Source organism: Pseudomonas sp. LB3P81 (assembly GCF_054897965.1).
This window is the reverse complement of record NZ_JBUBVG010000001.1, coordinates 5,173,918-5,200,474: the sequence shown is the minus strand read 5'-3', so window position 1 is coordinate 5,200,474 and position 26,557 is coordinate 5,173,918. Positions and strand designations below refer to the sequence as shown.

General features: G+C 61.5%; 13 protein-coding genes. 7 read left to right on the top strand and 6 right to left on the bottom strand.

Features of this window, described 5'->3' with window-relative positions; all coding sequences use genetic code 11:
- Positions 1-40: 40 nt before the first annotated feature.
- Positions 41-13,054: a non-ribosomal peptide synthetase gene (locus ACYZTL_RS24190; protein WP_461953843.1), complete on the bottom strand. Its 13,014-nt coding sequence runs from the start codon at positions 13,052-13,054 to the stop codon at positions 41-43.
- 409 nt (positions 13,055-13,463) lie between these two features.
- Here ACYZTL_RS24190 and ACYZTL_RS24185 point away from each other — a divergent pair, with 409 nt between their 5' ends.
- On the top strand, positions 13,464-14,012 hold the full coding sequence (locus ACYZTL_RS24185) for an RNA polymerase factor sigma-70 (protein ID WP_461953842.1): 549 nt from the start codon (positions 13,464-13,466) through the stop codon (positions 14,010-14,012).
- 74 nt (positions 14,013-14,086) lie between these two features.
- Here ACYZTL_RS24185 and ACYZTL_RS24180 read toward each other — a convergent pair whose 3' ends face one another.
- The 5 genes from ACYZTL_RS24180 to ACYZTL_RS24160 form a co-directional block, all read right to left on the bottom strand.
- Positions 14,087-14,881, bottom strand: a complete 795-nt coding sequence (locus tag ACYZTL_RS24180) for an IS3 family transposase (protein ID WP_461950135.1) — start codon at positions 14,879-14,881, stop codon at positions 14,087-14,089.
- Between the two features lie 35 nt (positions 14,882-14,916).
- Positions 14,917-15,213, bottom strand: a complete 297-nt coding sequence (locus ACYZTL_RS24175) for a transposase (RefSeq protein ID WP_461951414.1) — start codon at positions 15,211-15,213, stop codon at positions 14,917-14,919.
- A 131-nt stretch (positions 15,214-15,344) separates the two neighbouring features.
- Positions 15,345-16,349, bottom strand: a complete 1,005-nt coding sequence (locus ACYZTL_RS24170; protein WP_461953841.1) for a GNAT family N-acetyltransferase — start codon at positions 16,347-16,349, stop codon at positions 15,345-15,347.
- A gap of 100 nt (positions 16,350-16,449) precedes the next feature.
- Positions 16,450-17,244: a substrate-binding periplasmic protein gene (locus ACYZTL_RS24165; RefSeq protein ID WP_461953840.1), complete on the bottom strand. Its 795-nt coding sequence runs from the start codon at positions 17,242-17,244 to the stop codon at positions 16,450-16,452.
- Between the two features lie 90 nt (positions 17,245-17,334).
- The gene (locus tag ACYZTL_RS24160; RefSeq protein ID WP_461953839.1) at positions 17,335-17,961 is read right to left on the bottom strand and encodes a TetR/AcrR family transcriptional regulator; all 627 of its coding nucleotides are present in this window, start codon (positions 17,959-17,961) and stop codon (positions 17,335-17,337) included.
- Positions 17,962-18,136: 175 nt separating this feature from the next.
- Here ACYZTL_RS24160 and ACYZTL_RS24155 point away from each other — a divergent pair, with 175 nt between their 5' ends.
- The 6 genes from ACYZTL_RS24155 to ACYZTL_RS24130 all read left to right on the top strand — a co-directional run bounded on the left by ACYZTL_RS24155 (position 18,137) and on the right by ACYZTL_RS24130 (position 26,498).
- A complete protein-coding gene (locus tag ACYZTL_RS24155) occupies positions 18,137-19,927 on the top strand; it encodes an acyclic terpene utilization AtuA family protein (RefSeq protein WP_461953838.1) in 1,791 nt (596 codons plus the stop codon).
- A 12-nt stretch (positions 19,928-19,939) separates the two neighbouring features.
- On the top strand, positions 19,940-20,809 hold the full coding sequence (locus ACYZTL_RS24150; protein ID WP_461953837.1) for an SDR family oxidoreductase: 870 nt from the start codon (positions 19,940-19,942) through the stop codon (positions 20,807-20,809).
- A gap of 3 nt (positions 20,810-20,812) precedes the next feature.
- Positions 20,813-22,429: a geranyl-CoA carboxylase subunit beta gene (atuC, locus tag ACYZTL_RS24145; RefSeq protein ID WP_461953836.1), complete on the top strand. Its 1,617-nt coding sequence runs from the start codon at positions 20,813-20,815 to the stop codon at positions 22,427-22,429.
- Positions 22,430-22,453: 24 nt separating this feature from the next.
- A complete protein-coding gene (gene atuD, locus ACYZTL_RS24140; RefSeq protein WP_461953835.1) occupies positions 22,454-23,611 on the top strand; it encodes a citronellyl-CoA dehydrogenase in 1,158 nt (385 codons plus the stop codon).
- Positions 23,608-24,405 carry an enoyl-CoA hydratase/isomerase family protein gene (locus tag ACYZTL_RS24135; RefSeq protein WP_461953834.1) on the top strand — a complete coding sequence of 266 codons (798 nt, stop codon included), beginning with the start codon at positions 23,608-23,610 and terminating at the stop codon, positions 24,403-24,405. The genes atuD and ACYZTL_RS24135 overlap by 4 nt, the downstream gene beginning before the upstream one ends.
- 131 nt (positions 24,406-24,536) lie before the next feature.
- Complete coding sequence (locus tag ACYZTL_RS24130; protein ID WP_461953833.1) at positions 24,537-26,498, top strand: acetyl/propionyl/methylcrotonyl-CoA carboxylase subunit alpha; 1,962 nt, start codon at positions 24,537-24,539, stop codon at positions 26,496-26,498.
- The last annotated feature ends 59 nt before the right edge of the window (positions 26,499-26,557 follow it).

The window sequence follows — 26,557 nt, the reverse complement described above, 5'->3', positions numbered from 1 at the left end:
CGGGCTTGCTCGCGAAGAGGCCCACACAGACGCCAGAGAATTACAGGCCCTCCAACTCCGCCATCAAGTCATTCAACCGATCCACCTTCTCCTCGGTGATGTCACTTGCGGCCAACCCGTCGATGTACTCCGCCAGTTCCTCCACCGTGCTGCACTCGAACATCGCCCGCAGCGGCACATCCCGTTGCAGGGCTTTTTGCACCCGCGACGCAATCTGCGTCGCCAGCAGCGAATGCCCGCCCAGTTCGAAGAAATTGTCGCGAATCCCCACCTTCTCGACCTTCAACACCTCGGTCCAGATATCCGCCAGAGTCTGCTCAAGTTCATTGCGTGGCGCCTGGTAGTCCTGGCTCTGCAACTGGCCGATCTCCAGCGCCGGCAGTGCCTTGCGATCCAGTTTGCCGTTGGCATTGAGCGGCATCCGCTCCAGCCACAACCAGTGCAGCGGCACCATGTATTCCGGCAGCTCGGCGCGCAGTCGTTGCTTGATGCGCTCCAGTCGCTCGGTCGGATTGAGTGATGAATCAGTCGCGACCAAATAGCCGACCAGATGCTTGCCGTTCACGCCTTCCTGCACCCCGACCGCCGCTTCGCGGACTTCCGGTTGCTCATGCAGACGCGCTTCGATTTCACCCAGTTCGATGCGGTAACCGCGAATCTTCACTTGATGGTCGATGCGGCCAACGTACTCCAGCACGCCATCACTGCGACGGCGGGCCAGGTCGCCGGTGCGATACAAACGATCACCCGGCTCGCCAAACGGATTCGGCACAAACACCTGTGCGGTGCGCAGCGGATCGCTGACATAACCGCGTCCGACACCGGTGCCGGCCACACACAACTCACCGACCGCACCCAACGGCACCAGGTCCAGCGCGCCATCGAGCAGGTACAAACGGTTGTTGTCGGTCGGCGTACCGATCGGCAAATAACTGCCGCGGGTCGAGGCCATGTCGACGCGGAAGAACGCCACGTCGTCCGAGCATTCCGCCGGCCCGTAAGCATTCACCAGCCCGATGTCCGGGTAGCGCAGCAACCACTGATGCGCGAGTTCCGGCGGCATCGCTTCACCCGTCGGCAGCATCCAGCGCAAGCCATCGAGGCTCATGCGTTCCTGGGCGAGCATGCCCTGAATCAGCGAAGGAACGCTTTCCAGCACGGTGATGCCCTGGGCCGACACATGTGCCAGCAAGCCTTGCGGATCGTGGGCGATGGTGTTCGGCACGATGTCCACCCGCGCACCAAACAACGGTGCGGCGAGGAACTGCCAGACCGAAATGTCGAAGCTTTGCGAAGCGGTCTGGGCGATCACATCGGCGTCGCCGAGATTGAGGTACGGCACCTTGCTCAACTGGTTATTGAGCATGCCGCGCTGTTCGACCATCACACCTTTCGGCAGCCCCGTCGAACCCGAGGTAAAGATCACGTAGGCGAGGTTATCCGGGCCGCTGTAGATGCCCGGATTCGCCACCGACACATTGCTCGCCTGAACCTCTTCCCACACCAGCAACTTCGGCCGATTGGCGCAACCGAACTCTTCCAGCAGCGCCACCGCCTGTTCGCGACAGGCCTGCGTGCACACCAGCAACGGCGTACGGCTCAGGTCGATGATCCGGCTCAGACGCTGACTCGGCAGCCCCGGGTCCAGCGGCAGATAACCCGCACCCGCCTTGAAGCTGCCGATAATCATCCCGAGCAGATCGAGGTTACGTTCGGCCAGCAACGCCACCGGTTGATCCAGCCCCACACCCGCCGCGATCAACCCATGGCCGAGACGGTTGCTGCGCTGGTTCAGCTCGACATAACTGTGTTGTTGATCGAGGCAACTGGCGGCGATTCGCTGCGGATGCTCAGCGACCTGCGCTTCAAACAACGCAACGTAGCTCTGCTCCAGTGGGTAATCGTGCGAGCTCTGGTTGCAGCCGTGGATCAGGAAATCCTGTTCCTCGGCACCGAGCAACGGCAAGTCCGCCATGTCGCCGTGGAAGCCTTCAACCAGCGCCAGCAGCAAGCGCTTGAACTCACCCAGCATGCGTTCAACGGTCGACTCGTCGAAATAACGTTGGTCGTAAGACAGGTGCAAGCCCAGGTCATCGCCCGGATAACACACCGCTGTCAGCGGGAAGTTGGTGTGGGTCCGGCCCGAATCCGAGGTCGCGTTGAGGCTCTGCGCACGGTCCAGTACCGAGACTTCCACTGGCGCATTTTCGAAAACGAACAGGCTGTCGAACAGCGGTTGGCCCTTCGGCAACTCGCTGTTTTCCTGAATGCTCACCAGCGGCAGGTATTCGTACTCGCGCAGCTGCATGTTGCTGTCGAGCAAACCGCTGAGCCACTGGCGAACGCTGCAACGCTGGTCGTCCTCGGGCATCTTCACCCGCAGCGCGATGCTGTTGATGAACAGTCCGACGGTGCGCTGCATCTCCGGCATTTCCACCGGGCGCCCGGCCACCGTAACGCCGAACAGCACGTCGCGATCACCGCTCAAACGCCGCAGCACCAAGGCCCACGCCGCTTGGGCGAAGGTGTTGATGGTCAACTGATGGGCCTGCGCCAGTTCACGCAGTTGCGCACCGTCGCGGGCATCGAGTCGGGTGTAGCGGTCGCCGACAATCATCCCGCCGCTGTCACCGGCATGCTCGCGCAGGAACGGTCGGTCGCTCGGGATCGGCGTGGTTCGTTCGAAGCCTTGCAGGTTGGTTTTCCACCACTGTCGAGCCTCGGCCAGGCTCTGGCGTTGCAGCCAGCCGATGTAATCGCGATAACGTGGCGGCACGGCGAGTTGCGCATCCCGACCTTCGCCGAGGGCCATGTAAATTTCGAAGAAATCGTTCATCAGCAGCGAGCGACACCAGGCATCGATCAGGATGTGGTGGTTGCTCATCATGAACCAGTAACGCGCCTCGCCCACGCGGATCAGGCGCAGATGGAACGGCGCCTGGTTAAGCAGATCGAAACCGGCTTCGCGTTCGCTTTTCAGCAATGCTTGCAACTTCGGTTCTTGCTCGGTCTCGGCGATGGCGGTCCAGTCGAGGTATTCGATCGGCGTGCTGCCCGGCTTGTGGATCACCTGCAACATGTCTTCGCCGACGTTCCAGCAGAACGACGCACGCAAGGCTTCATGACGGGCAATCACCGCTTGCCAGGCCTCGGCGAAACGCTGCGGATCGAGCTCGCTGTTGATGCGGTAGCGGTCCTGCATGTAATAGAGGCCGGTGCCCGGTTCCAGCAAGGTGTGCAGCAGCATGCCTTCCTGCATCGGCGTCAACGGGTACACGTCTTCGATGGCGGCGGCCGGAATCGGCAGTGCGTCGAGTTGCGGCTGGGTCAGCTTCGCCAGCGGGAAGTCCGACGGCGTCAGGCCGCCCGCCTCGTCGCGCAGGCAATGCTCGATCAGGCTCTGCAATTCGCCGAGGTAGGCGTCCGCCAGTTCGCTGATGGTTTGCGGATCGTGACGTTCGGCGCTGAAGGTCCAGCGCAGTACCAGTTCACCGCCGTAAACCTGACTGTCGACGCTCAGCTCGTTGGGCAGCGGCGCTTTCGGATCGTGGGCGGCGCCGACGGCTTCATCGAGCGGACGGAACAACGCGTCCGCGCCGAAACTCTGGTCGAACTGGCCGAGGTAGTTGAAGGTGATCGGCGCCACCGGCAACGCAGCCATGGCTTCACGGCACGGGTCATCAGCGAGGTAACGCAGCACGCCATAACCCAGGCCTTTGTGTGGCACGCCGCGCAGTTGTTCCTTGATCGCCTTGATCGACGCGCCCTGCCCGGCGGCTTCTTCGATGTTCTGCGGGGTCAGGCGCAGCGGGTAGGCGCTGGTGAACCAGCCAACGGTACGGGTCAGGTCGATCTCGTCGAACAGCGCCTCGCGACCGTGGCCTTCGAGTTGAATCAACGCCGATGCATGACCGCTCCAACGGCACAGCACGCGGGCCAATGCCGTCAGCAACAGGTCGTTGACCTGCGTGCGATAGGCGCTCGGTGCCCGTTGCAGCAGTTGCCGGGTGTACTCGCTATCGAGGCGCACGCTGATGGTTTGCGCATGACGATTCTGCCGGCCGCCTTCAGGTCGATCACACGGCAATTCGGCGCCCGGCCCGGCCAACTGCGACTGCCACCAGCTCAGCTCTTCACGCAAGGATTCGCTGCCGGCATACGCCTGTAAGCGTGCAGCCCAGTCCTTGAAGGCGCTGGTTTTCGCCGGCAGTTTGACCGACTGTTCAGCCGCCAGTTGGCGATACACCGTTTGCAGATCGTCGAGCAATACGCGCCAGGAAACGCCGTCCACCACCAAGTGATGGATCGCGAAGAACAGCCGTTGCTGGCCTTCGGGACCATCGACCAGCAGCGCACGCATCAACGGCCCCTGTTCGAGATCGAGGCTGCGCTGGGCATCGGCAAACAGCGCCGCGCATTTATCCATCGCCGCCACACGCACTTGCCACAGCACCGGCGCGCCTCCCACCTTCTGGTGCGCCGCCGTCCATTCGCCCGCAGCTTCAGTGAAACGCAGGCGCAAGGCGTCGTGCTGTTCGATCACCGCCAGCAGCGCTTGCTCCAGACGATGAGGCTCCAGCGCAACGGTCGGTTCCAGCAACAACGCCTGGTTCCAGTGCTGACGCTCGGGAAGGTCGGTGTCGAAGAACCAGTGCTGGATCGGCGTCAAACGCGATTCGCCGGTGAGCAAGCCTTGCTCGGCCGTGACCTGCTCCGTGCGGCCCGCCACAGCGGCGAGTGCTTGTACGGTCTGGTGCTGGAACAGGTCACGCGGGCTGAAGTGAATGCCCTGCTGCCGCGCACGGCTGACCACCTGGATCGACAGGATCGAGTCGCCGCCCAGTTCGAAGAAGTTGTCGTTGAGACCAACCTGCGCGACGTTCAGCACTTCGCACCAGGTCTGCGCCAACGTCAGTTCCAGCTCGTTGCTCGGCGCCACATAGTCCTGACGATTCAGCTCGGGGTCCGGTGCCGGCAATGCACGACGGTCGAGTTTGCCGTTGGCGGTCAGCGGCATGCTGGCCAGCAGGATCAGGTGCGCGGGCACCATGTAATCCGGCAATTGCGATTTCAAATGAGCCTTGAGGGTTTCGCGCAGCTCGGCTTGTTGCGTTTCGTCTTGCTCCGCGACGTCGGTGACCCCAGTGCTTGCCACAAAGTACCCGACCAGTTGTTTGCCGCTCGGTGCATCGAGCGCCAGAACCACAGCTTCACGGATCGATTCATGCTCCAGAAGACGGGTTTCGATCTCGCCCAGCTCGATGCGGAAACCGCGAATTTTCACTTGATGGTCGATGCGCCCAAGGTATTCCACCAACCCGTCGGCGCGCTGACGCACCAAGTCGCCGGTGCGATAAATCCGCCCGCCATCGGCCGCAAACGGATTGGCCACAAAGCGCTCCGCCGTGATGCCCGGACGGTCGTGATAACCCTGCGCCAGACCGGCACCGCCGACATACAACTCACCGGTCGCGCCTTGCGGCACCAACGTGAGATCAGCGTCGAGGATGTACGCCACACGCGCACCAATCACGCTGCCGATCGGCACACTGCCCAGCCCTTCTTCAAGCTGTTCCGGCGCGAGACTGGCCAACGGCATGACCACGGTTTCGGTCGGGCCGTAAGCGTTGAAGAACAGGCTCGGTTTGAACGCCGCGCGAATCCGCTGCAAATGTTCGCCCGTCAGCGCTTCACCACCGGTGATGCACATGCGCACCGGCAGGGTTTCGCCTTGAGTCGCCAACCACTGCGCCAGTTGGCTGCCGTAGCTTGGGGTGAAGCCGAGGATGTTGATGTGATGGCGACGGATCAGCCCGCAGATTTCTTCCGCGTCCCACTGGCCTTGAGCGCGCAAGACCACTTGAGCGCCGCTCAACAACGGCACCAGCAGACGTTCGGTCGCGGCGTCGAAGTTGATCGAATAGAAATGCAGCTCACAGTCGTCCGGGCGCATGCCGAAACGCTCGATCACGGCGCGGCAGTGCATGGCGATTTCACCGTGGGACACCACGACGCCTTTCGGCTTGCCGGTGGAGCCCGAGGTGTAAATCAGGTACGCCTGATGTTGCGGCAGGCTGATAAACGGCAGCTCGGTGGCCGGGTAATTGGCCAATTCGGCGGCGTCATCTTCGAGGCACCAGCGACCTACGGTTGCCGGCAGATCACCGAGGGCTTTGAACATCGCCGCATCGCTGAGCAGCAAACCGACGCAGCTGTCTTCGATCATGTAGTGCAGACGATCGAGCGGGTATTCCGGGTCCAGCGGCACGTAGGCGCCGCCCGCCTTGAGGATCGCCAGCAGGCCGATGACCATTTCCAGTGACCGCTCAAGCGCCAGACCGACGCGGACCTGCGGGCCAACACCCCGCTCGCGAAGCATCCAGGCCAGGCGATTGGCGCGGCTGTCGAGCTCGGCGTAACTCAGGGTTTCACCGGTGAACGTCAGCGCCGGCGCATCCTTGCGCACCAGGGCCTGCTCGCTGAACAGGTGATGAATGCACTGATCCAGTCGATGTTCGCCCGGCTCGACGCCGAGGCTGTCGAGCAACCTTTGCTGTTCCGTGGCTTCGAGCAACGGCAGTTCACTGAGGCGCTGTTGCGGATCGGCCAGCAGCGCTTCCAGCAGATTGCGCCAGTGCCCGGCCATGCGCGCAATGCGTGGCTCGTCGAACAGATCGGTGCTGTAAGTCAGGCAGCAACCGAGGCGATGATCGAGGTCGGTGACTTCCAGATTGAGGTCAAATTTGGTCGCGCGCGCATCGTTGGCCAGGTACTCGACGGTCATGCCGGCGAGCGTGCGGCTTTGCTGGAATTCCCAGCGCTGCACGTTGCACATCACCTGGAACAACGGGTTGTACGCGGCGCTGCGTGGCGGCTGCAACGCTTCAACCAAATGATCGAACGGCAAGTCCTGATGGGACTGGCCTTCGATCACGGTGTGACGCACCTGCTCGAACAATTCACCGACCGACATTTGCCCGTCGAGCTGGCAACGCAACACTTGAGTATTGAGGAACGCACCGATCAGCCCTTCGCTTTCCGGACGAATACGGTTGGCTACGGGTGCGCCGATGCGCAGGTCGGTCTGGCCGCTGTAGCGGTAAAGCAGCACAGCCAGCGCGGCGGTCATGGTCATAAACAGGGTCAGACCGTTTTGGGCATTGAAGGCGCGAACCCGTGCGGCGAGGTCGTCGCTCAGGTCGAAACGGAACAGCTCGCCCTGATGGCTTTGCACCGGCGGACGCGGACGGTCAGCAGGCAATTCCAGCAGCGGATGTTCGCGGCCCAGTTGCGCGGTCCAGTAGTCGAGCTGCCGCTGACGCTCGCCGGATTCCAGCCACTGACGCTGCCAGACGCTGTAATCGAGGTATTGCACCGGCAGCGGCGCCAATGGCGATTCGCGGTCATCGACAAACGCTTCGTAGAGCGCGCTGAGCTCCCGGGCGAAAATGTCCATCGCCCAGCCTTCGGTGACGATGTGGTGCAGGGTCAGCACCAGGTAATGTTCGTGCTCGGCGGTCTTGACCAGGCTGGCGCGCAGCAGCGGTCCGGTTTCGAGATCGAAGGGTTTGTGCGCCTCGTCGTCGGCCAGTTGCTGGACCGCCCATTCTCGGCTGTCTGCATCCAGCGCCGAGAAATCCTTCCAGTCCATGCGCATTCCGGTTTCCGGGTGCACTCGCTGTTGCGCCACGCCGTCGACACTCGGGAACGTGGTGCGCAGGGTTTCGTGACGCATGATCAGCGCTTGCAACGCGGTCTCGAAGCGCCCGACATCCAGCACCCCGCGCAACCGCGCCATGCCGCCGACGTTGTAGGCCGGGCTGTCCGGCTCCATCTGCCAGAGGAACCACATGCGCTGCTGGGAATAGGACAGCGGCACCGGTTGGCTGCGGTCGACTTTCTCGATCGGCGGCTGTTGGTTGGTACGACCGCTGGCCTGGATCTGTTGAATCTGCTCGGCGAATGCGCCCAGTTCGCTGTTTTCGAACAAGGCTCGTAGCGGCAACTCGACGTCGCAAGCCTGACGAGTGCGGGAGATGATTTGTGTGGCCAGCAGCGAGTGACCGCCGAGGGCGAAGAAGTCGTCGCGCAGGCCGATCTGCTTCAGGCCCAGCACTTCACGCCAGATCGCGGCGATCTGCTGTTCAAGTTCAGTGACCGGTTCAACGTGTTCGCGCGCTTGCCACTGAGGTTCAGGCAAGGCGCGACGGTCGAGCTTGCCGCTTGGGCTGAGGGGCATTTCGTCGAGACGCATCAGCTGCGCCGGGACCATGTACTCCGGCAGCTCGGCCGCCAGCGCGGTTTTCAGGCGTGCGGTTTGAGTGTCTTCGGATTCGCTGGATTTGGTGGCGGTGTAGTAGCCGACCAATTGCCCGCCGGCCGCAGTTTCACGCACCAGCAGCACGGCTTGCTCGACGCCATCCTGAGCCAGCAGACGCGCTTCGATTTCTTCCGGTTCGACGCGGAAGCCGCGCAGTTTGACCTGCTGATCGAGGCGGCCGAGGTATTCGATCACGCCCTCGGCGGTCCAGCGTGCACGGTCGCCGGTGCGATACAGACGTGCGCCCTGCTCGCCCAGTGGATCGACGACAAAGCGTTCAGCCGTCAGACCCGGACGCCCGAGATAGCCTCGGGCCAGACCGATGCCGCTGATGCACAGCTCACCCGGCACACCGGCCGGCACCGGGTTGAGATCGCTGTCGAGCACGCGGCAGATAGCGTTGCCCAGCGGACGGCCAATCGGCGAGCGTTCGCCATCGACCGTGCTGCAATGCCAATGAGTGACGTTGATCGCGGTTTCGGTCGGGCCATAACGGTTGTGCAGTTGCACGGCCGGCAGTTGCTCCAGCACGCGGTTGCGCAACTCGGCAGGCAAGGCTTCGCCGCCGGAGAACACCCGGCGCAGGCTGGTGCATTCGGCGGTGAGCGGTTCGTCGATGAACAGTGAAAGCAGTGGCGGCACAAAGTGCAGCGTGGTCACGCCGTACTGCTGAACCAGCTGTGCAATGCGGTGCGGATCGCGGTGTTCGCCGGGGCCGGCGATCAGCAAGCTGCTACCTGTGATCAGCGGCCAGAAGCATTCCCACACCGACACGTCGAAACTGATCGGCGCTTTTTGCATCAGCACATCGGTGTCGTTCAGGCGATAGGTGTTCTGCATCCATTGCAGGCGTTCGGCGAGGGCCGCGTGGGTGTTGCCGACGCCCTTCGGCTGGCCGGTGGAGCCGGAGGTGTAAATCACGTAAGCGAGGTTGTCGCCGTGCAGATGCAAACCCGGCGCCTGGCTCGGCCAGTTCTCAAGATGCAGCGCATCCATGGCGATCACGCTGACGCCGTCGCTGGCCGGCAGTCGGTCGAGCAATCGGGTTTGGGTCAGCAGCAATTCCACGCCGCTGTCGCAGAGCATGTACGCCAGGCGTTCGGCCGGATAATCCGGGTCCAGCGGCACGTAGGCTCCGCCGGCCTTGATGATCGCCAACAGGCCGATCAGCAACTGCGGCGAACGCTCGGCGGCGATGGCCACGCAAACGTCCGGGCCGACGCCTTTGTCGCGCAGGTAATGCGCGAGACGGTTGGCTTGGGCGTGCAGTTCGGCGAAGTCCAGACTGCCGCCGTCCCACGTCAATGCGATGCGTTCCGGGGTCAGGCGAGCCTGTTCGTTGAGCAGTTCCGGCAGCCATTGGTTTGCCGGCGTGCACGGTGCGGCGCTCCACGAACGTTGCTGATCGTGCTCGCTCGACGCCAGCAATTGCAGGTCGCCGACGGCAGTGGCCGGCTGCTCGCAGATGGCACGCAGCAGGTTGCTGAAATGCTCGGCCAGTCGCTCGATGGTCGCGGCGTCGAACAGTTCGCTGGCGTAGTCGAAGGACAGGCTCAGACGACCGTTACGGTCTTCTTCGCTGTGCAGTTGCAGGTCGAACTTGGCTTCGCGGCTGTGCCACGGCAGTTCTTCGGCCAACAGTCCAGGCAAGCGACGCAGTGCGCTCAGGTCCCGTTGCTGATGGTTGAACATGACCTGGAACAAGCCTTGTTCGCGGGCTTGCGGGAAGGCTTCCAGCAGTTGTTCGAACGGCAGGTCCTGATAGGCTTGCGCGCCCAAAGCCGCCTGGCGGGTTTGCGCCAGCAGCTCAATGAATGGCAGCCGCGAATCCACCTCGGCACGCAGCACCTGGGTGTTGATGAAAAAGCCGATCAGTCCCTGGGTTTCCAGGCGCGGACGGTTGGCGTTCGGCACGCCGATGCGGATGTCGCGTTGGCCGCTATAGCGATGCAGCAGGCTCTGGAACGTCGCGAGCAACAGCATGAATGAAGTGGATTCGTGGGCCCGGGCAGTCTGGCGAACGGCATCGCTGAGGGTCGCGCCCAACCGTACGGTGTGGCGTGCGGCGCTGTGCAGGTGTTGCACCGAACGCGGGTGATCGGTGGCCAGGCTCAGGGTCGGATGCTCATCGCCCAACTGCGTTTTCCAGTAGGCCAGTTGCCGTTCGCCCTCGCCTTGCGCCAGCCACTGGCGTTGCCAGCTGCCGTAATCGGCGTATTGAGTCGGCAATGGTGCGAGCGCCGCCGTTTGTCCCTGGGACGCGGCAGCGTACAGGCGCGAGAATTCGTCGATCAGCACATTCAGCGACCAGCCATCGGCGATGATGTGGTGCATCGTCACCAGCAATTGGTGATCCTCATCATCGAGGCGCACCAGCGTCACCCACAACAGCGGGCCTTTCTCCAGATCGAACTGGGTGTGCGCTTCGTCCTCGCGGATTTGCTGCGCGCGGACTTCACGCTCGGCGACGGGTAAATCGCTGATGTCGATCCGTTGCAGGTTGAATTCGCCAGCGGCATCGACCTGTTGCAGCGCCACCCCGTCACGTTCGAAGAAGCGTGTGCGCAGGGATTCGTGGCGTTCGATCAGTTGCTGGAAGCTGGCGCGCAAGGCGTCTTCATCCAGTTCACCGCGCAAACGCAAGGCGCCGGGAATGTTGTAGGCGCTGCTTTGCGGGTCGAGCTGCCAGGTGATCCACAGACGGTTTTGCGCGAGGGATTGCGGCAGCGCTTCGCTGCGCGACCGCGTGCTGATCGCGCCTTGGGCCAGGCCGCCGTCCTGTTGTTGCTGCGCGACCGCGGCGGCAAATGCGCCAAGGGTCGGCGCTTCGAACAGCAGGCGCAGGTTCAGCTCCAGACCGAGCTCTTCGCGCAGGCGCGCGACCACTTGAGTGGCGGCGATGGAGTTGCCGCCGAGCAAGAAGAAGTGGTCGTCGGCACTGATCTGTTTCACCTGCAACTGCTCGGACCAGATCTGGCCGATCAGGGTTTGCAGCTCGGAACCCGACTCGGTTTTTGCTTCGTTTGCAGTGGCCGCCGACGGGAACACCGCGTAGCTGTCGAGGCTGCTATCCGCCAGGCGATTGCGGCACGCCGAGCGTTGCAGTTTGCCGCTGGAGGTCTTGGGCAATGCGCCCGGATTGAGCAACACCACCACGCTCGGCGCTTCCTGATACGCCTCGGCCACGGCTTTGCGAATGGCTTTGATCAGCGCCTCGGGCGGCAGGATTTTCTGCACGCTGCGGCTGATTTCCGCAGCGATGCCGATGCCTTCCTGACCGTCGATGTTCACCGCGAACGCAGCGACGCGACCTTTGCGCACCACTTCCACTTCACGCTCGACGGTCTGTTCGATGTCTTGCGGGTACAGGTTGTGACCGCGAACGATCAGCATGTCTTTCAGGCGCCCGGTGATGAACAGTTCACCGTCGCGCAGGAAGCCCAGGTCACCGGTGCGCAGCCAGGTTTTTCCACGGTGTTGCACGAAAGTCTTGGCGCTGGCCTCGGGGTTGCGCCAATAGCCGTGGGCGATGCTCGGCCCGGTGGCCCAGACTTCGCCGACCGCGTTGTCTGCCAGTTCGGTAAGCGCCAATAGGTCGATAATCAGGACCGCGTGATCCGGCTGGCTGATGCCGCAACTCATGATCGCGCTGCCCTCACCCGCCTCCGCACGGTTCTGCGCCAACGCTTGATCGTCCACGCGCACGTTGCCGATGCCTTGGCCACGGGGTGTGCCGGCGACGAACAAGGTGGCTTCCGCCAGTCCATAGGACGCCATGAAACTGTCCGGGGTGAAACCGCGGCTCGCGAACTTCTCGGCGAAACGGTCCAGGGTGTCGAGGCGAATCGGTTCGGAACCGGAATACGCCACGCGCCAACCACTCAGGTCGAGGCGCTCCAGCGCCGATTCGCTGACCCGCTCACTGCACAGTCGATAGGCAAAATCCGGCCCGCCGCTGATGGTGCCGCCGTACTCGCTGATCGCCTCCAGCCAGCGCAACGGCCGGCCAAGGAAGTACGCCGGCGACATCAACACGCACGGCACGCCGCTGAAAATCGGTTGCAACAGACCGCCGATCAAACCCATGTCGTGGTACAGCGGCAGCCAGCTGACGATCACGTCGTCAGGGTTCAGGTCGATGCCGAAACCGTGGCGAATCAGCAGTTCATTGGCCACCAGGTTGCCGTGGCTGACCTGCACACCTTTAGGCAACGCCGTGGAGCCGGAGGTGTATTGCAGGAAGGCAATGTGATCGTCTTTCAGGTTCGGCTCGACCCAACGCTGCGCCAGCGCAGCATCAAGGGTGTCGACGCACAGCAGCGGCGGTGCGCCTTCGATTTGCAGCAAGGCGTCGCGCAGGCCGGCGCTGGTCAATAGCAGACGCGGTTCGGCGTCGCTGATGATCGACAGCAGACGCTCCTGGTGATGACGCTTGGTCGACTCCGGCGGATAAGCCGGCACCGCAATCACGCCCGCATACAGGCAACCAAAAAACGCCGCGACGTAATCCGGACCGCTGGGAAACAACAGTACAGCGCGATCACCAAAATCCGTCTCGGCCTGCAACGCACTGGCAATGGTGCGCGCCCGTTGATCCAGCTCGCGATAACTGAGCACCACCGCCTGATCCGGGATTTCGGCGAGAAAACGCAAGGCCACCCGATCCGGCGTCAGGGCTGCGCGGCGCTGAAGAGCTTGGACCAGTGTGCCAGGTATTTCGAACGCGTCGGTCATGAGGTTTCCTGCCTGAATTCGGCTGTAGGAGCGAGCTTGCTCGCGAAAAAAAGGAGAACGCCGCGGGGTGTCAGGCGCCCATCGCCATCGCCATCGTTGACGACCATCGCGAGCGATCGAGCGTCGACCGGCTGCTCCTACAGGGTTATGAGGATTGCGCTGTTCCATTCACCAATGAGAACGGATGACGTCTTGAAATAATTAGTCGGCAGGCGTGATCGTCAACGGGGGCGGCTGCCTCAGACGTGTGCGACAGCGTGTCGCAGTTCTCACTCTGCACCAATGAGAAGCATTAGTTCTCTTTCTCAATTGACAATCATTATCATCCAGAATAATTTGTCGCTCGATGTGTAGGACGGCTCCTCTTCTCCTGTCGTCCCACGACCCCATTTGCAGCAAGGTGACTTCCATGACGGAACAAGTATCCACAAGCAGGTGCGATTCACCGCTACTTCAGGCATTCGTGGAAAACCGACTGATTCTGGTCAAGATTGCCGCCCGTATTACCGGCTGCCGGTCACGTGCCGAAGATGTGGTTCAGGATGCGTTCTTCCGTCTGCAATCGGCGCCGCAGATCACATCCTCGATCAAGGCTCAGCTCAGTTACCTGTTCCAGATCGTGCGCAACCTGGCGATCGATCACTACCGCAAACAGGCGCTGGAGCAGAAGTATTCGGGGCCTGAAGAGGAAGGGTTGAACGTGGTGATTCAAGGCGCTTCGCCGGAAACCTCGCACATCAACTTCTCGACCCTGGAAAACATCGCCGACGCGTTGACGGAGCTGCCGAGCCGCACCCGCTACGCCTTCGAGATGTACCGCCTGCACGGTGTGCCGCAAAAGGACATCGCCAAGGAGCTCGGTGTTTCGCCGACCCTGGTGAACTTCATGATTCGTGATGCGCTGGTGCATTGCCGCAAGGTGTCGGGCAGTCGCGCGGATACCTTTGTCCGTCGTTGATTGGCATCGTCAGATCAAAAGATCGCAGCCTTCGGTGTAGTGGTTCAGTTTTTTTGCACCACTCCGTAGGAGCATTAAGCCGCCTGCTGCTCAAACAGCGCAGGCGGCAAGTTGTTCGAGGCTGAGTGGCAACGGCGATGGTTGTAGTGCGAGATGAAATCCATCACATCCTTCTCCGCTTCGAAATGATTCTGGTATCCGTTTTCCGGCATCCAATCGTGCTTCAACGTCCTGAAGTAGCGCTCGACTACTGCGTTATCCCAGCAGTTACCTCGACGACTCATGCTCTGAACGATCCGGTTTTCTGCCAAGCACTCAACAAAGCGATCGGCGGTGTATTGGCAGCCCTGATCAGAGTGAAATAGCAGTTCAGGCATCGGACGGCGTAGTGCTACCGCAAGCTTCAGTGCCTTCATAGACAGCTCGGCATCCGCTGTTCGTGAGCAAGCCCATCCCACAATCCTGCGCGAAAACAGGTCCATCACCACTGCCAGGTACAGCCAGCCATGTCCCACTCTGATGTAGGTGATATCACCTGCCCAAAGCGTGTCTGACCGGGCTGGATTGAAACGACGATCAAGTATGTTCGGTGCAACGACAGCTGGCTTCGTGGCCCGGCGATAGTGCGCATAACGTGGCCTGCGCCGCTGTAGGTCAAAGGTCTTGATCAAGGTACGCATTCGATAACGCCCTATAAAAACTCCCTCTTTCCTCAACTCCTTGGATAGCCCGCGAGTACCCAATGCTTCTCGATGCTGCTTATGCAACGCACGAAGTTTACTCCCCAGATCTCCCAAAACTGGTCGCTGCCGCACGGCTTTACGTTTCACGTAATAGCTGCTGCGGGCCAAGCCGAACAAGACACACATACGCCGAATCGACATTGCCCCTCTGATGCCATCAATCACTTGGTTCGACCGAACAGAACCTTTAGATGAGAGGGCAATTGCTTTTTTAGCACTTGGTTCTCGGCTTCAAGTAGCGCCAGTTTCGCCTGGAGCGACTCAATCAGCTCCTGATCCTGTAGGCGAGGAGCTTGCACAATTCCTTCCTGCTCCCGGCGCCAGCGTGAAACCCAGCGGCGTAACGCTGTTGGCCCCACACCTGTAGCCTCACAGGCTTTAGGTATGGAGTAATTCATCTCCACAACCAAGCGAATGGCTTCCGCTTTTTCCTCAGAGGTAACAACCCGATATCCCATGATGCTTCCTTAAATCGACGCTCCTACATCATGGTCCAAAAACGTTCGACCACCACACGGCAGCTCCTACATGGAATGCATAACCCCGTAGGAGCTGCCGAAGGCTGCGATCTTTTAGGTTTAACGCCAAATCAAGACAACACACACCGCTCAAAAAACCGCTCCCGCCCCAGCACCATCAACGCCGCGCGCTTGTGCGGGAAGTCGAACTCTTTCTCGCAGTAAAAACGCTGACCCTGCATATAACCGATCATCTTCGCGTTATCGGCGCGCGGCTCGGCGACCACCCGTTGGGTGCGGGGATCGTCGAGAAACAGGTAATGCGTCAACGCGGATAACCAGCTCGCCACCTTGTGCGGACCGCGATGGTTTTCCTCGCCGACCAACATGTGAATGCCGCGATCGTAATCACCTGCCTCGTAGAACGGCGCGATGCGGTCTTCCTTGGCCCAGTAGGCTTCGAAATAGGCAAACGGCTGATCATCGAAACAGCCGATCAGCGTCACGGTGTGCGGATCGGCTTCGAGTTTGCCCAGGTACTCACGATGCTGTTCGAGGCTGCCCTCTTCCTGCCAGAAACTCGCCACCCGCGCACTGTTTTGCCAGCGGTTGAACCGCGCAAGGTCCAGGTCGATATCCACCGTTCGCAGGGAAATCCACGCGCCCAGCCGTGCATCGAAACGCCGATACACTTCACCGCGTGGCTTCACTGGCCGTAACGGATGACGCTTGCCGCCGCTGACCACCATGCGCTGTGGATAGCTGCCAGTCAGCGACGCCCCCAGCCAAGGCTGCGGTAACTGCCAGAACAACGTGCGCTCGCAGCGATACTGACCGGTGATTTCCGTCGGGATCAGCAATCCACTGAGCAAGGCTTCAACGGGAACTTCAGCGAGGTGCAAGGTCAGGTGCTGGCAGGCCGGATCACGGGCGAACAGCCAATAAGTGGCGGCCCACATTGCCTGAGTGTCGAAGCGCGTCTCGACCCCCACCTGCAAGCCGGACTCACGCGTCAGGCGAAGGGTGATTAGCGGCTGCGCATTCAGGCTCAGACTCAACCGGTTTTCGCTTTCTTCAGCGACAAGGCGACGCCCTGTCGGCAAGGCCAGGGCAGTCAGGTCATTCAGATCGGGCATGGGTCGGGCTCACGGTAATCGTCGACAGTTCAACGATGTGACGTCAGCCAACACGGAAAATTTAAGCAATGCAGGCAGACACGCGATCTGTAACGCGTGTTCAACTGCCCGGAATCGGCACCACTGCGATCTTGTACGGATCGAAAATCTTCAGCATCTGGCCGTTATCGCGCAATCCTTTCAGCAACTTGCCGAATGCCTCGCCGTTGATCGGCGCCTCGGGACGAAGAATGGCGTAGTGGTGATAGACCTGATCAATGCGCTGGGACACCAGCAACTGATCAGCGACCTTCTCGTTGCGCAGCAGGTAATCGAACAGGTAAGAGCGCGTCACCAGGGCAATGTCGGCGCGCCCGCGCAGCACCATTAGCAGATTGCTGTCATGGGAATAGGTCAGTGTGGCGTTGTAGTTTTGTGCGAGGACTTTCGGGTCGGCATTGAAGTTGGCGAATTCATAGTGATAGCCGCTGAACACGGCCAGCCGCTTGCCGGTGAGGTCGGTAAAATAGTTCTGCTTACGGTCCGGCATACGTTGTGCGACAAAAATCTCGGCATCCTCGAGCCCCATGTCGACGCTGGTGTGGGGAATGTCCTTCCAGCCCCAGTCCGGGTTCTCGAAAATCGCCATGTCCACCCGGCCCTGCTTGAAGTCACCGAAGCGTCGCGGAATGGAAGTCGGCACCAGCTCGAACTTATATTCGCTTTGTAACGCATTGAGCGCTTCGACCAGTTGCGGCAACAGGCCGGTGTCGGCACCGGATTCCGGGCGCACGGTATAAGGCGGAAAATGCGCGGCACCGACCCGCACCAGCTGCGCAGCTGGAGACGGCAATACCCACAACGCCGCAAGCGCCGCCAGCAAAAGCCGCGAGGCCATCCTAATTGGCGAAGACATCAGACTCCCACTCCCCAAAAAATACGCATCAATCCAATCAAGCTAGGCGTTTTCCGCCACTTAGCCAGTTTTCTGTTGTCCTGCGCGAAACTATTGTTTTTCTTCCAGCACCAGAATCAACGCCTCATCGGCCAATTGATCGAGGTTCATGCTGCCATCCGCACGATACCAGGTCGTGGTCCAGGACAGCGCACCGGTCAGAAAACGGCGGGTGATGAACACGTCCCCGCGGATGAATCCCGCGTCCTTGGCTTCCCCCAGCACCTTCAGCCAGATGTCTTCATAGATGTCGCGCAGTGCCAGCACCTTTGCCTGGCCGTCTTCGGACAGCGAACGCCATTCATACACCAGCACCGCCATGGCCTCGCCGCTGCCGCCCATGATCGACTGCAATTCGCAGCGAATCAACGCCAGCACGCGCTCGCGCACGTTTTCGGTTTCGGCGATCGCGGCACGCATCAACGCGGTGTTGTAGCGAATGGTTTCCTCCATCACCGCCCGCAGGATCTCGTCCTTGCTTTTGAAGTGATGAAAAATGCTCCCCGACTGTATGCCCACTGCGCCGGCCAGATCGCGTACCGTGGTGCGCTCGAAGCCTTTATTGCGAAAAAGGTGAGCCGCGACTTGCAGCAGTTTGCCACGGGCACTGTCCGGGTCGGTCAACTGGCCGCTGTCAACCAGTTCGCGCATGACCCTCAGGGCTTTTTGCTCATCCACCCGTTCTCTCCTACAGTCGTATTCACCGCTAAAACAGCGGGGTTGCGCGGGCAATTTAAGCTGACAATGGCAACCAAGCAAGCGCTCGGGCAGAAGATATTTCAGTCGTTTACAAACCAAGCGCTTGCTTGGTAGTCTCGATGCACGTCTGTCGGAGGTGGCTATGGAAAGGGCTGTGCCTGGAACGATTCGCATTGGTTGCGCCAGCGCCTTCTGGGGCGACACCTCGACCGCCGCCGCGCAGCTGGTGGAAGGCGGGCATCTGGACTACCTGGTATTCGATTATCTGGCCGAGATCACGATGTCGATCATGGCCGGTGCGCGGATGAAAGATCCACAGGCCGGCTACGCCAGCGACTTCATCGAAGTCCTCAGCCCTCTGCTGGGGCCACTCGCCGAACAGAAAATCCGCGTCATCAGTAACGCGGGTGGCGTCAATCCACACGCCTGCGCCGCCGCGCTGCAAGCGGCTTGCGACAAGGCCGGCGTGCCGCTGAAGATTGCCGTACTGCTGGGCGATGATTTGCAACCGCAGTTCAAACAGCTGAGCAGCCGCGGCCTCCACGAAATGTTCAGCGGCGCCCCTTTGCCGCCGATGTGCGTTTCCACCAACGCCTACCTCGGCGCGCCGGGCATTGTCGAAGCCTTGCGTCTGGGTGCGGACATAGTGATCACCGGGCGCGTGGTCGACAGCGCCGTGGTCAGTGCCGCGCTGGTGCATGAATTCGGCTGGTCCTGGCACGACTACGACAAACTTGCTCAAGCCGCCCTGGCCGGGCACATCATCGAATGCGGCGCCCAGTGCACCGGCGGCAACTTCACCGACTGGCGCGACGTGCCCGATTACGAACACATCGGTTTCCCCATCGTCGAAGTCAGCGCCGACAGCCAGTTCATCGTCAGCAAACCCGAAGGCTCCGGCGGCCTGGTTACACCCCTCACCGTCGGCGAACAAATGCTCTATGAAATCGGCAACCCGCAGGCTTATTTCTTGCCCGACGTGGTTTGCGATTTCACTCACGTCAAACTTCAGCAACAAGGCAGGAACGCGGTTCAGGTGCACGGCGCCAAAGGTTTGCCTCCGACCGATCAGTACAAGGTCAGTGCCACGTATCCGGACGGTTTCCGCTGCACCGCCAGTTGCCTGATCGCCGGGATCGATGCGGTCGACAAGGCCCGTCGTGTCAGCGAAGCGATCATCAACAAGACCTCGGAAATGTTCAGCCAGCGCGGCTGGGCGCCCTACAGCGAAGTCAATATTGAACTGCTCGGCAGCGAGGCGACCTACGGCCCGCATGGCCAGCGCCAGGACAGTCGCGAAGTGGTGATCAAACTCGCCGTGCGCCACCCGAACAAGCAGGCGTTGATCGTGTTCTCCCGGGAAATCGCCCAAGCCGCCACCGGCATGGCGCCAGGGCTGACCGGGATCGTCGGCGGGCGGCCGACGGTGTATCCGCTGATCCGGCTGTTCTCGTTCCTCATCGACAAAAGCGCCTGCACGCTGGACATTGATCTGAACGGTCAGCGTCACCCGTGCGCCCTGCCCGCCCTCGACGCACTCGTCACCGCGGACCTGCCGGTGCCGTTCGACCCACCGAAACCCACCGGCCGCGCCGATGCCAGCGTGGCGCTGATCAAACTGGCGGTCGCGCGCTCCGGTGACAAAGGCAATCACAGCAACATCGGCGTCATGGCCCGCGAGCCGGAGTACCTGCCGTGGATCGCCGAAGCCTTGACCCCGGAAGTGATCGTCGACTGGATGAGCCACGTGCTCGACCCGGTTCACGGCCGCGTCGAGCGCTGGTATCTGCCCGCGACCCACAGCCTTAATTTTCTGCTGGAAAACGCCCTGGGCGGGGGCGGCGTGGCCAGTCTGCGGATCGATCCGCAAGGCAAAGCCTTTGCCCAACAACTGCTGGACATCCAGATTCCGGTGCCTCAGCGCATCGCCGACCAGGTCAACTAGAGGACTGCCGCCGTGGCCTACGATTCGATTTTCAAAGCCGATCTGTTTGCCGGCCAAAACATCATCGTCACCGGTGGCGGCAGCGGCATCGGCCGCTGCACCGCCCATGAACTGGCGGCCCTCGGCGCCCATGTGCTGTTGATCGGGCGCAATGCCGACAAACTGAAATCCGTGACTGCCGAAATTGTCGAGGATGGCGGCAAGGCCGATTGGCAGACCTGCGATATTCGCGACGAAGAAGCGGTCAAGCATCTGGTCAGCGAACTGATCCGCAAGCACGGTCCGATTCATGGACTGGTCAACAATGCCGGCGGCCAATTCCCGTCGGCGTTGGCCTCGATCAATCAGAAGGGTTTCGAAACCGTGATGCGCACCAATCTGGTGGGCGGTTTCCTGATGGCCCGGGAAGTGTTCAATCAATCCATGAGCAAACACGGCGGCGCCATCGTCAACATGCTCGCCGACATGTGGGGCGGCATGCCCGGCATGGGCCACTCGGGCGCGGCGCGCTCGGGCATGGACAACCTGACCAAGACCGCGGCGTTCGAATGGGGTTACGCCGGGGTGCGGGTCAACGCGGTGGCGCCGGGCTGGATCGCCTCCAGCGGCATGGACACTTACGAAGGCGCGTTCAAAGCGGTGATTCCAACCTTGCGCGAGCACGTGCCGCTGAAACGCATCGGCACCGAATCGGAAGTCAGTGCGGCGATCGTTTTCCTGCTCAGCCCGGCCGCGGCGTTTGTCAGCGGCAGCACCTTGCGCATCGACGGTGCCGCCAGCCTTGGCGGTCGGGCATGGCCGATCCACAAGGCGACGAACAGTGAGTCGTACAACGGTTTCCACCGCGCGTACTTACCCGAAGTGCTCAAGGACAAGGAATAAGTCATGCCGGTCATTCAGTCGCAAGTCGACCCGTTCAGCGAACAGTTCGCCCAGAACCGTGCAGCGATGCTGGCCGGTATCGAGCAGGTCCTTCAGCTCGAACAAAACCTGCTGAACAAAGCGACCGAAGCCAAACCGAAGTTCGACAAGCGCGGGCAATTGCTGCCCCGTGAACGCCTCAACCTGTTGCTCGACCCCGGTGCGCCGTTCCTTGAACTGGCAAGCCTGGCCGGCTACAAGTTGCATGACGACAAGGACGGCAGCTCGGCGGGCGGTGGCTTGATCGCCGGGATCGGTTATGTGTCCGGCGTTCGAGTGTTGGTAGTAGCCAACAACAGCGCGATCAAGGGCGGGACCATTTCTCCCAGTGGTTTGAAAAAGTCCCTGCGCCTGCAACAGATCGCCATGGAGAACAAACTGCCGGTGATTACCCTCGCCGAAAGCGGTGGCGCCAACCTTAATTACGCTGCGGAGATTTTCGTCGAAGGCGCACGCTGCTTTGCCAATCAGGCGCGGATGTCGGCCATGGGGTTGCCACAGATCACCGTGGTCCATGGCTCAGCCACGGCAGGTGGCGCGTATCAACCGGGGTTGTCGGATTACGTGGTGGTGGTGCGTGGCAAAGCCAAGCTGTTTCTCGCCGGCCCGCCCTTGCTCAAGGCCGCCACCGGAGAGGTCGCCACCGATGAAGAACTGGGCGGCGCCGAGATGCATGCGCAAACCGCCGGCACCGCTGAATACCTGGCCGAAAACGATGCCGATGGCGTGCGTCAGGTGCGGGAGATTGTCAGGCTGTTGTCATGGAATGATCAGTTGTCCTGGTTACCCGAGCGCCGATGGGAAGAACCGTTGTACCCCATCGATGAACTGCTCGGGCTGATTCCCGATGACCCGAAAAAACCCTACGACGTGCGCGAAATCATCGCGCGAGTTGCCGACGGTTCTAACTTCCTCGAGTTCAAGGGGGAGTTCGATCAACAGACCGTCTGCGGTCATCTGCAGATTCAGGGTCGCGCCTGCGGGTTCATCGGCAACAACGGCCCGATCACGCCCAAAGGCGCGAGCAAGGCTGCGCAGTTCATTCAGCTGTGCGACCAGAGCCGGACGCCGCTGCTGTTCTTCCACAACACCACCGGGTTCATGGTCGGCACCGAGTCGGAGCAACAAGGCGTGATCAAGCACGGCGCCAAGATGATCCAGGCGGTGGCCAACGCCCGGGTGCCGAAATTGACGATTGTTGTCGGTGGTTCCTATGGCGCCGGCAACTATGCGATGTGCGGCCGCGGCCTCGACCCGCGCTTCATCTTCGCCTGGCCCAACAGCCGCACTGCGGTGATGGGCGGCGCTCAGGCCGGCAAAGTCCTGCGGATCGTCACCGAGGCCAAACAGCTCAAGGACGGTCTGGTGCCTGACCCGAAAATGCTCGACATGCTGGAGCAGGTCACCGCGCAGAAACTCGACAGCCAGTCCACCGCGCTGTATGGCAGTGCCAATCTGTGGGACGACGGTTTGATTGATCCCCGGGATACCCGGACCTTGCTCGGTTACTTGCTGGACATCTGTCATGAGGCCGGCGTACGGCCGCTGCAAACCAACAGTTTTGGCGTGGCCCGGTTCTGAACCGGCCAGAGGAGAACAATAAAAATGATCTTCACCCAGGAACACGAAGCACTGCGCCGCACCGTTCGCCAATTCGTCGATCACGAGATCAACCCGCATGTCACGGAGTGGGAAAAGGCCGGGCGTTTTCCGATCCACGACATCTTTCGCAAGGCGGGTGAGCTCGGCTTGTTGGGGATTTCCAAACCAGAAAAATTCGGCGGCATGGGGCTCGACTATAGCTATTCGATCGTCGCCGCCGAAGAGTTCGGCACCATTCATTGTGGCGGGATCCCGATGTCCATCGGCGTGCAGACCGACATGTGCACGCCGGCGCTGGCGCGTTTCGGTTCCGATGAACTACGTGAAGAGTTCCTGCGGCCAGCGATTAGCGGCGAACAGGTCGGTTGCATCGGCGTGTCGGAAGTCGGTGCCGGTTCCGACGTGGCCGGCTTGAAAACCACCGCCCGCAAGGAAGGCGACGACTACGTGATCAACGGCAGCAAGATGTGGATCACCAACTCGCCGAGCGCCGATTTCATCTGCCTGTTGGCCAACACCTCGGATGACAAGCCGCACATTAACAAGTCGCTGATCATGGTGCCGATGAACACCCCCGGCATCAGCCTCAGCTCGAACCTGGACAAGCTCGGCATGCGCAGCTCGGAAACCGCCCAGGTGTTTTTCGACAACGTGCGCGTACCGCAGCGCAACCGCATCGGTCATGAAGGCGCGGGGTTCATGATGCAGATGCTGCAATTCCAGGAGGAACGTCTGTTCGGTGCCGCGAACATGATCAAGGGCCTGGAATACTGCATCGACAGCACCATCGAGTACTGCAAGGAACGCAAAACCTTCGGCAATGCACTGATCGACAATCAGGTCATCCACTTCCGCCTCGCCGAGCTGCAAACCGAAATCGAATGCCTGCGAGCGCTGGTCTATCAGGCCACCGAGCAATACATCAAAGGTCAGGACGTCACGCGTCTGGCGTCGATGGCCAAACTCAAGGCCGGGCGACTGGGTCGCGAAGTCAGCGACAGCTGCCTGCAATATTGGGGCGGCATGGGCTTCATGTGGGACAACCCGGTGGCCCGCGCCTACCGCGATGTGCGACTGGTATCGATTGGCGGTGGAGCGGATGAAATCATGCTGGGGATCATCTGCAAACTCATGGGCATCCTGCCGGGGAAAAAGAAATGAGCACCCTGCCGGTTTGCCAGACGTTATTGCTCGAACCGCATAACGGCGTGTTGCACATCACCCTCAACCGCCCGGAAAGCCGCAATGCCATGAGTTTGCAGATGGTTGCCGAGTTGCGTTCGGTGCTGTCGGCAGTGCGTGATGACCGTGAGATTCGGGCCCTGGTCATTGGCGGTGCCGGCGGGCACTTCTGCGCCGGCGGCGACATCAAGGACATGGCCAATGCCCGCGCCCAAGGACAGTCGGCCTACCGCGATCTGAACCGGGCGTTTGGCGCGCTGTTGCAGGAAGTGCAACACGCGCCGCAAGTGGTGATCACGGTGCTGCAAGGCGCGGTACTCGGCGGTGGATTGGGGCTGGCGTGCGTCAGCGATGTCGCCCTGGCGGATCATCAGGCGCAATTCGGCTTGCCGGAAACCAGCCTCGGCTTGCTGCCCGCGCAGATCGCGCCGTTCGTGGTTCAGCGCATCGGTTTGACCCAGGCTCGACGGCTGGCGCTCACCGCGGCGCGGTTCGATGGCACACAGGCCCGACGCATGGGGCTGGTGCATTTTGTCGAGCATGACGCACAAGCGCTGGCCGAGCGTCTCGACGAAATTCTGGCCCATGTGCTGTGCTGCGCGCCGGAAGCGAATGCGACGACCAAAAAGCTGTTGCTGGCGAGTGCGGGGCAGCCGTCGGACGCGTTGCTGGATGAGGCGGCCGAGTGGTTCAGCGAAGCGGTGACCGGGGCTGAAGGGGTCGAGGGCACGATGGCTTTTGTGCAGAAGCGTAAACCCGGGTGGGCCTCTTAAAAGCTTCGTCGGAACGCCGCCCGGAGCAAGCCCGCTCCCACAGTTGATTTGAGTCGTTCACAACACCCAGTGGGAGCGGGCTTGCTCGCGAAGAGGCCATCACATTCACCGCAAAAACCAGGGAAAAACCCATGCCCGGACTCAGCAAAATCCTGATCGCCAACCGCGGTGAAATCGCCTGTCGCATCCAGCGCACCGCCCAGGCTTTGGGCTACCGCACCGTCGCCATCTTCAGCGACGCCGACGCCGATGCCCTGCACGTACAAATCGCCGACGAAGCCGTCAACATCGGCCCGGCCCCGGTGCAACAATCCTATCTCAACATCCCGGCCATCCTCGACGCCGCCCGCCGCACCGGCGCCGACGCGATCCACCCCGGCTACGGCTTCCTCTCGGAAAACGCCGAGTTCGCCCGTGCCTGCCAAGACGCCGGCGTGACCTTTATCGGCCCCAGCCCCGAAGCCATCGAACTGATGGGCAGCAAGCGCCTGTCGAAACTCGCCATGCTCGACGCCGGTGTGCCGTGTATCAAAGGCTATCAGGGCGCCGGGCAGGATGATGCGACGCTCAGCCGCGAAGCCGAACGCATCGGTTTTCCGCTGATGATCAAGGCCAGTGCCGGCGGTGGCGGACGGGGCATGCGTCTGGTGCACGAGGCCAGTGATTTGCTGGCGCAGATCCGCACCGCACGCTCCGAAGCGCTGCATGGGTTTGGCAACGATGAGCTGATCCTCGAACAAGCGTTGATCGACCCGCGTCATGTCGAGGTTCAACTGTTCGGCGACCAACAGGGCAACCTGATCTACCTTGGCGAACGCGACTGTTCGATCCAGCGCCGCCACCAGAAAGTCATCGAGGAAGCGCCCTGCCCGGTCATGACTGTTGAACTGCGTCAGGCCATGGGCGAAGCAGCGCTCAAGGCCGGGCGCGCGGTGAACTACGTCGGCGCTGGCACCGTGGAATTTCTGCTGGATGCACGCGGACAGTTTTACTTTCTGGAAATGAACACCCGGTTGCAGGTGGAACACCCGGTAACAGAACTGATCACTGGCCTCGATCTGGTGGCCTGGCAACTGCACGTCGCCGAAGGGCTGCCGTTGCCGTTGCGCCAGGAGCAAGTGCAACTCAACGGCCATGCCATGGAAGTGCGCTTGTATGCCGAAGACCCGACCCGGGGGTTTCTGCCGCAAACCGGGCGGATCGCAGCCTGGGAACCGGCATCGCAGGGCGGCGTTCGGATCGATCATGGCCTGATCGAAGGCCAGCAGGTCAGCCCATTCTACGACCCGCTGCTGGGCAAGATCATCGCCCACGGCGCCACCCGTGAAGAAGCCCGGCGCAAGCTGCTGCGGGCGGTGCAGGACAGCGTGCTGCTGGGCCTGGCGAGTAATCAGCGCCTGCTTGCCAACCTGCTGGAGCATTCGCAATTCATCAGCGGCGAGTTCAACACCGGGTTCATCCCGACGTATTTTGCCGACCATCCCTGCCTGCATCCTCACGTACCCGGCGCCGAAAAACTGGCGATTGCTGCCGCGCTGTTCTATCAGGCTTCAGCCCAGGCTCATCCCACCGCGCTGGCCGGTTGGCGCAATAACGCCAGTGTGCCGCTGCACTATCGTATCGGCCTGGAGGATCAGGACTGGCCGGTGCAATTGAACGCGGTGCCGGGCGAGCCTTACCGGATACAAGTCGCCGCGCAGGCCTTCGAACTGAGCGTCATCCAGTGCGACGGACGCTGGGCCACCCTGGACATCGATGGCATCCGCCAGCGTCATGCCTACCGTCTCGACGCCGGGCAACTCTGGCTCTTCACCCGTCCCGGAAGTCTGCGGCTGAAGGATTGCACACAGGCGCTGGTCAGCAGCGAGGCCAGCCCCAGCTCCGGAACGCTCAAGGCGCCGATGGACGGCGCCATCGTCGATGTGCTGGTCACTGAAGGCAGCCCGGTCAGCAAAGGCCAGCTACTGGTGGTGCTGGAAGCCATGAAAATGGAGCATCCGCTGAAATCCGGCATCGACGGCGTGCTCAAACGCTTGCAGGTCAGGGTCGGCGACCAGGTGAAAAATCGTCAGATTTTGTTGGAGGTCGAATAACCCGCTAGGCGGATCCGCCGGGTTTGGCTACGCTCAAGCCCTATCAGGATGCGGATACC

Coding starts and splice junctions, on each gene's coding strand:
- atuC (WP_461953836.1), top strand. CDS start 20,813: ATGCCGGTCATTCAGTCGCAAGTCGACCCGTTCAGCGAACAGTTCGCC.
- ACYZTL_RS24130 (WP_461953833.1), top strand. CDS start 24,537: ATGCCCGGACTCAGCAAAATCCTGATCGCCAACCGCGGTGAAATCGCC.
- ACYZTL_RS24170 (WP_461953841.1), bottom strand. CDS start 16,349: ATGCCCGATCTGAATGACCTGACTGCCCTGGCCTTGCCGACAGGGCGT.
- ACYZTL_RS24175 (WP_461951414.1), bottom strand. CDS start 15,213: ATGGGATATCGGGTTGTTACCTCTGAGGAAAAAGCGGAAGCCATTCGC.
- atuD (WP_461953835.1), top strand. CDS start 22,454: ATGATCTTCACCCAGGAACACGAAGCACTGCGCCGCACCGTTCGCCAA.
- ACYZTL_RS24135 (WP_461953834.1), top strand. CDS start 23,608: ATGAGCACCCTGCCGGTTTGCCAGACGTTATTGCTCGAACCGCATAAC.
- ACYZTL_RS24165 (WP_461953840.1), bottom strand. CDS start 17,244: ATGTCTTCGCCAATTAGGATGGCCTCGCGGCTTTTGCTGGCGGCGCTT.
- ACYZTL_RS24190 (WP_461953843.1), bottom strand. CDS start 13,054: ATGACCGACGCGTTCGAAATACCTGGCACACTGGTCCAAGCTCTTCAG.
- ACYZTL_RS24185 (WP_461953842.1), top strand. CDS start 13,464: ATGACGGAACAAGTATCCACAAGCAGGTGCGATTCACCGCTACTTCAG.
- ACYZTL_RS24180 (WP_461950135.1), bottom strand. CDS start 14,881: ATGTGTGTCTTGTTCGGCTTGGCCCGCAGCAGCTATTACGTGAAACGT.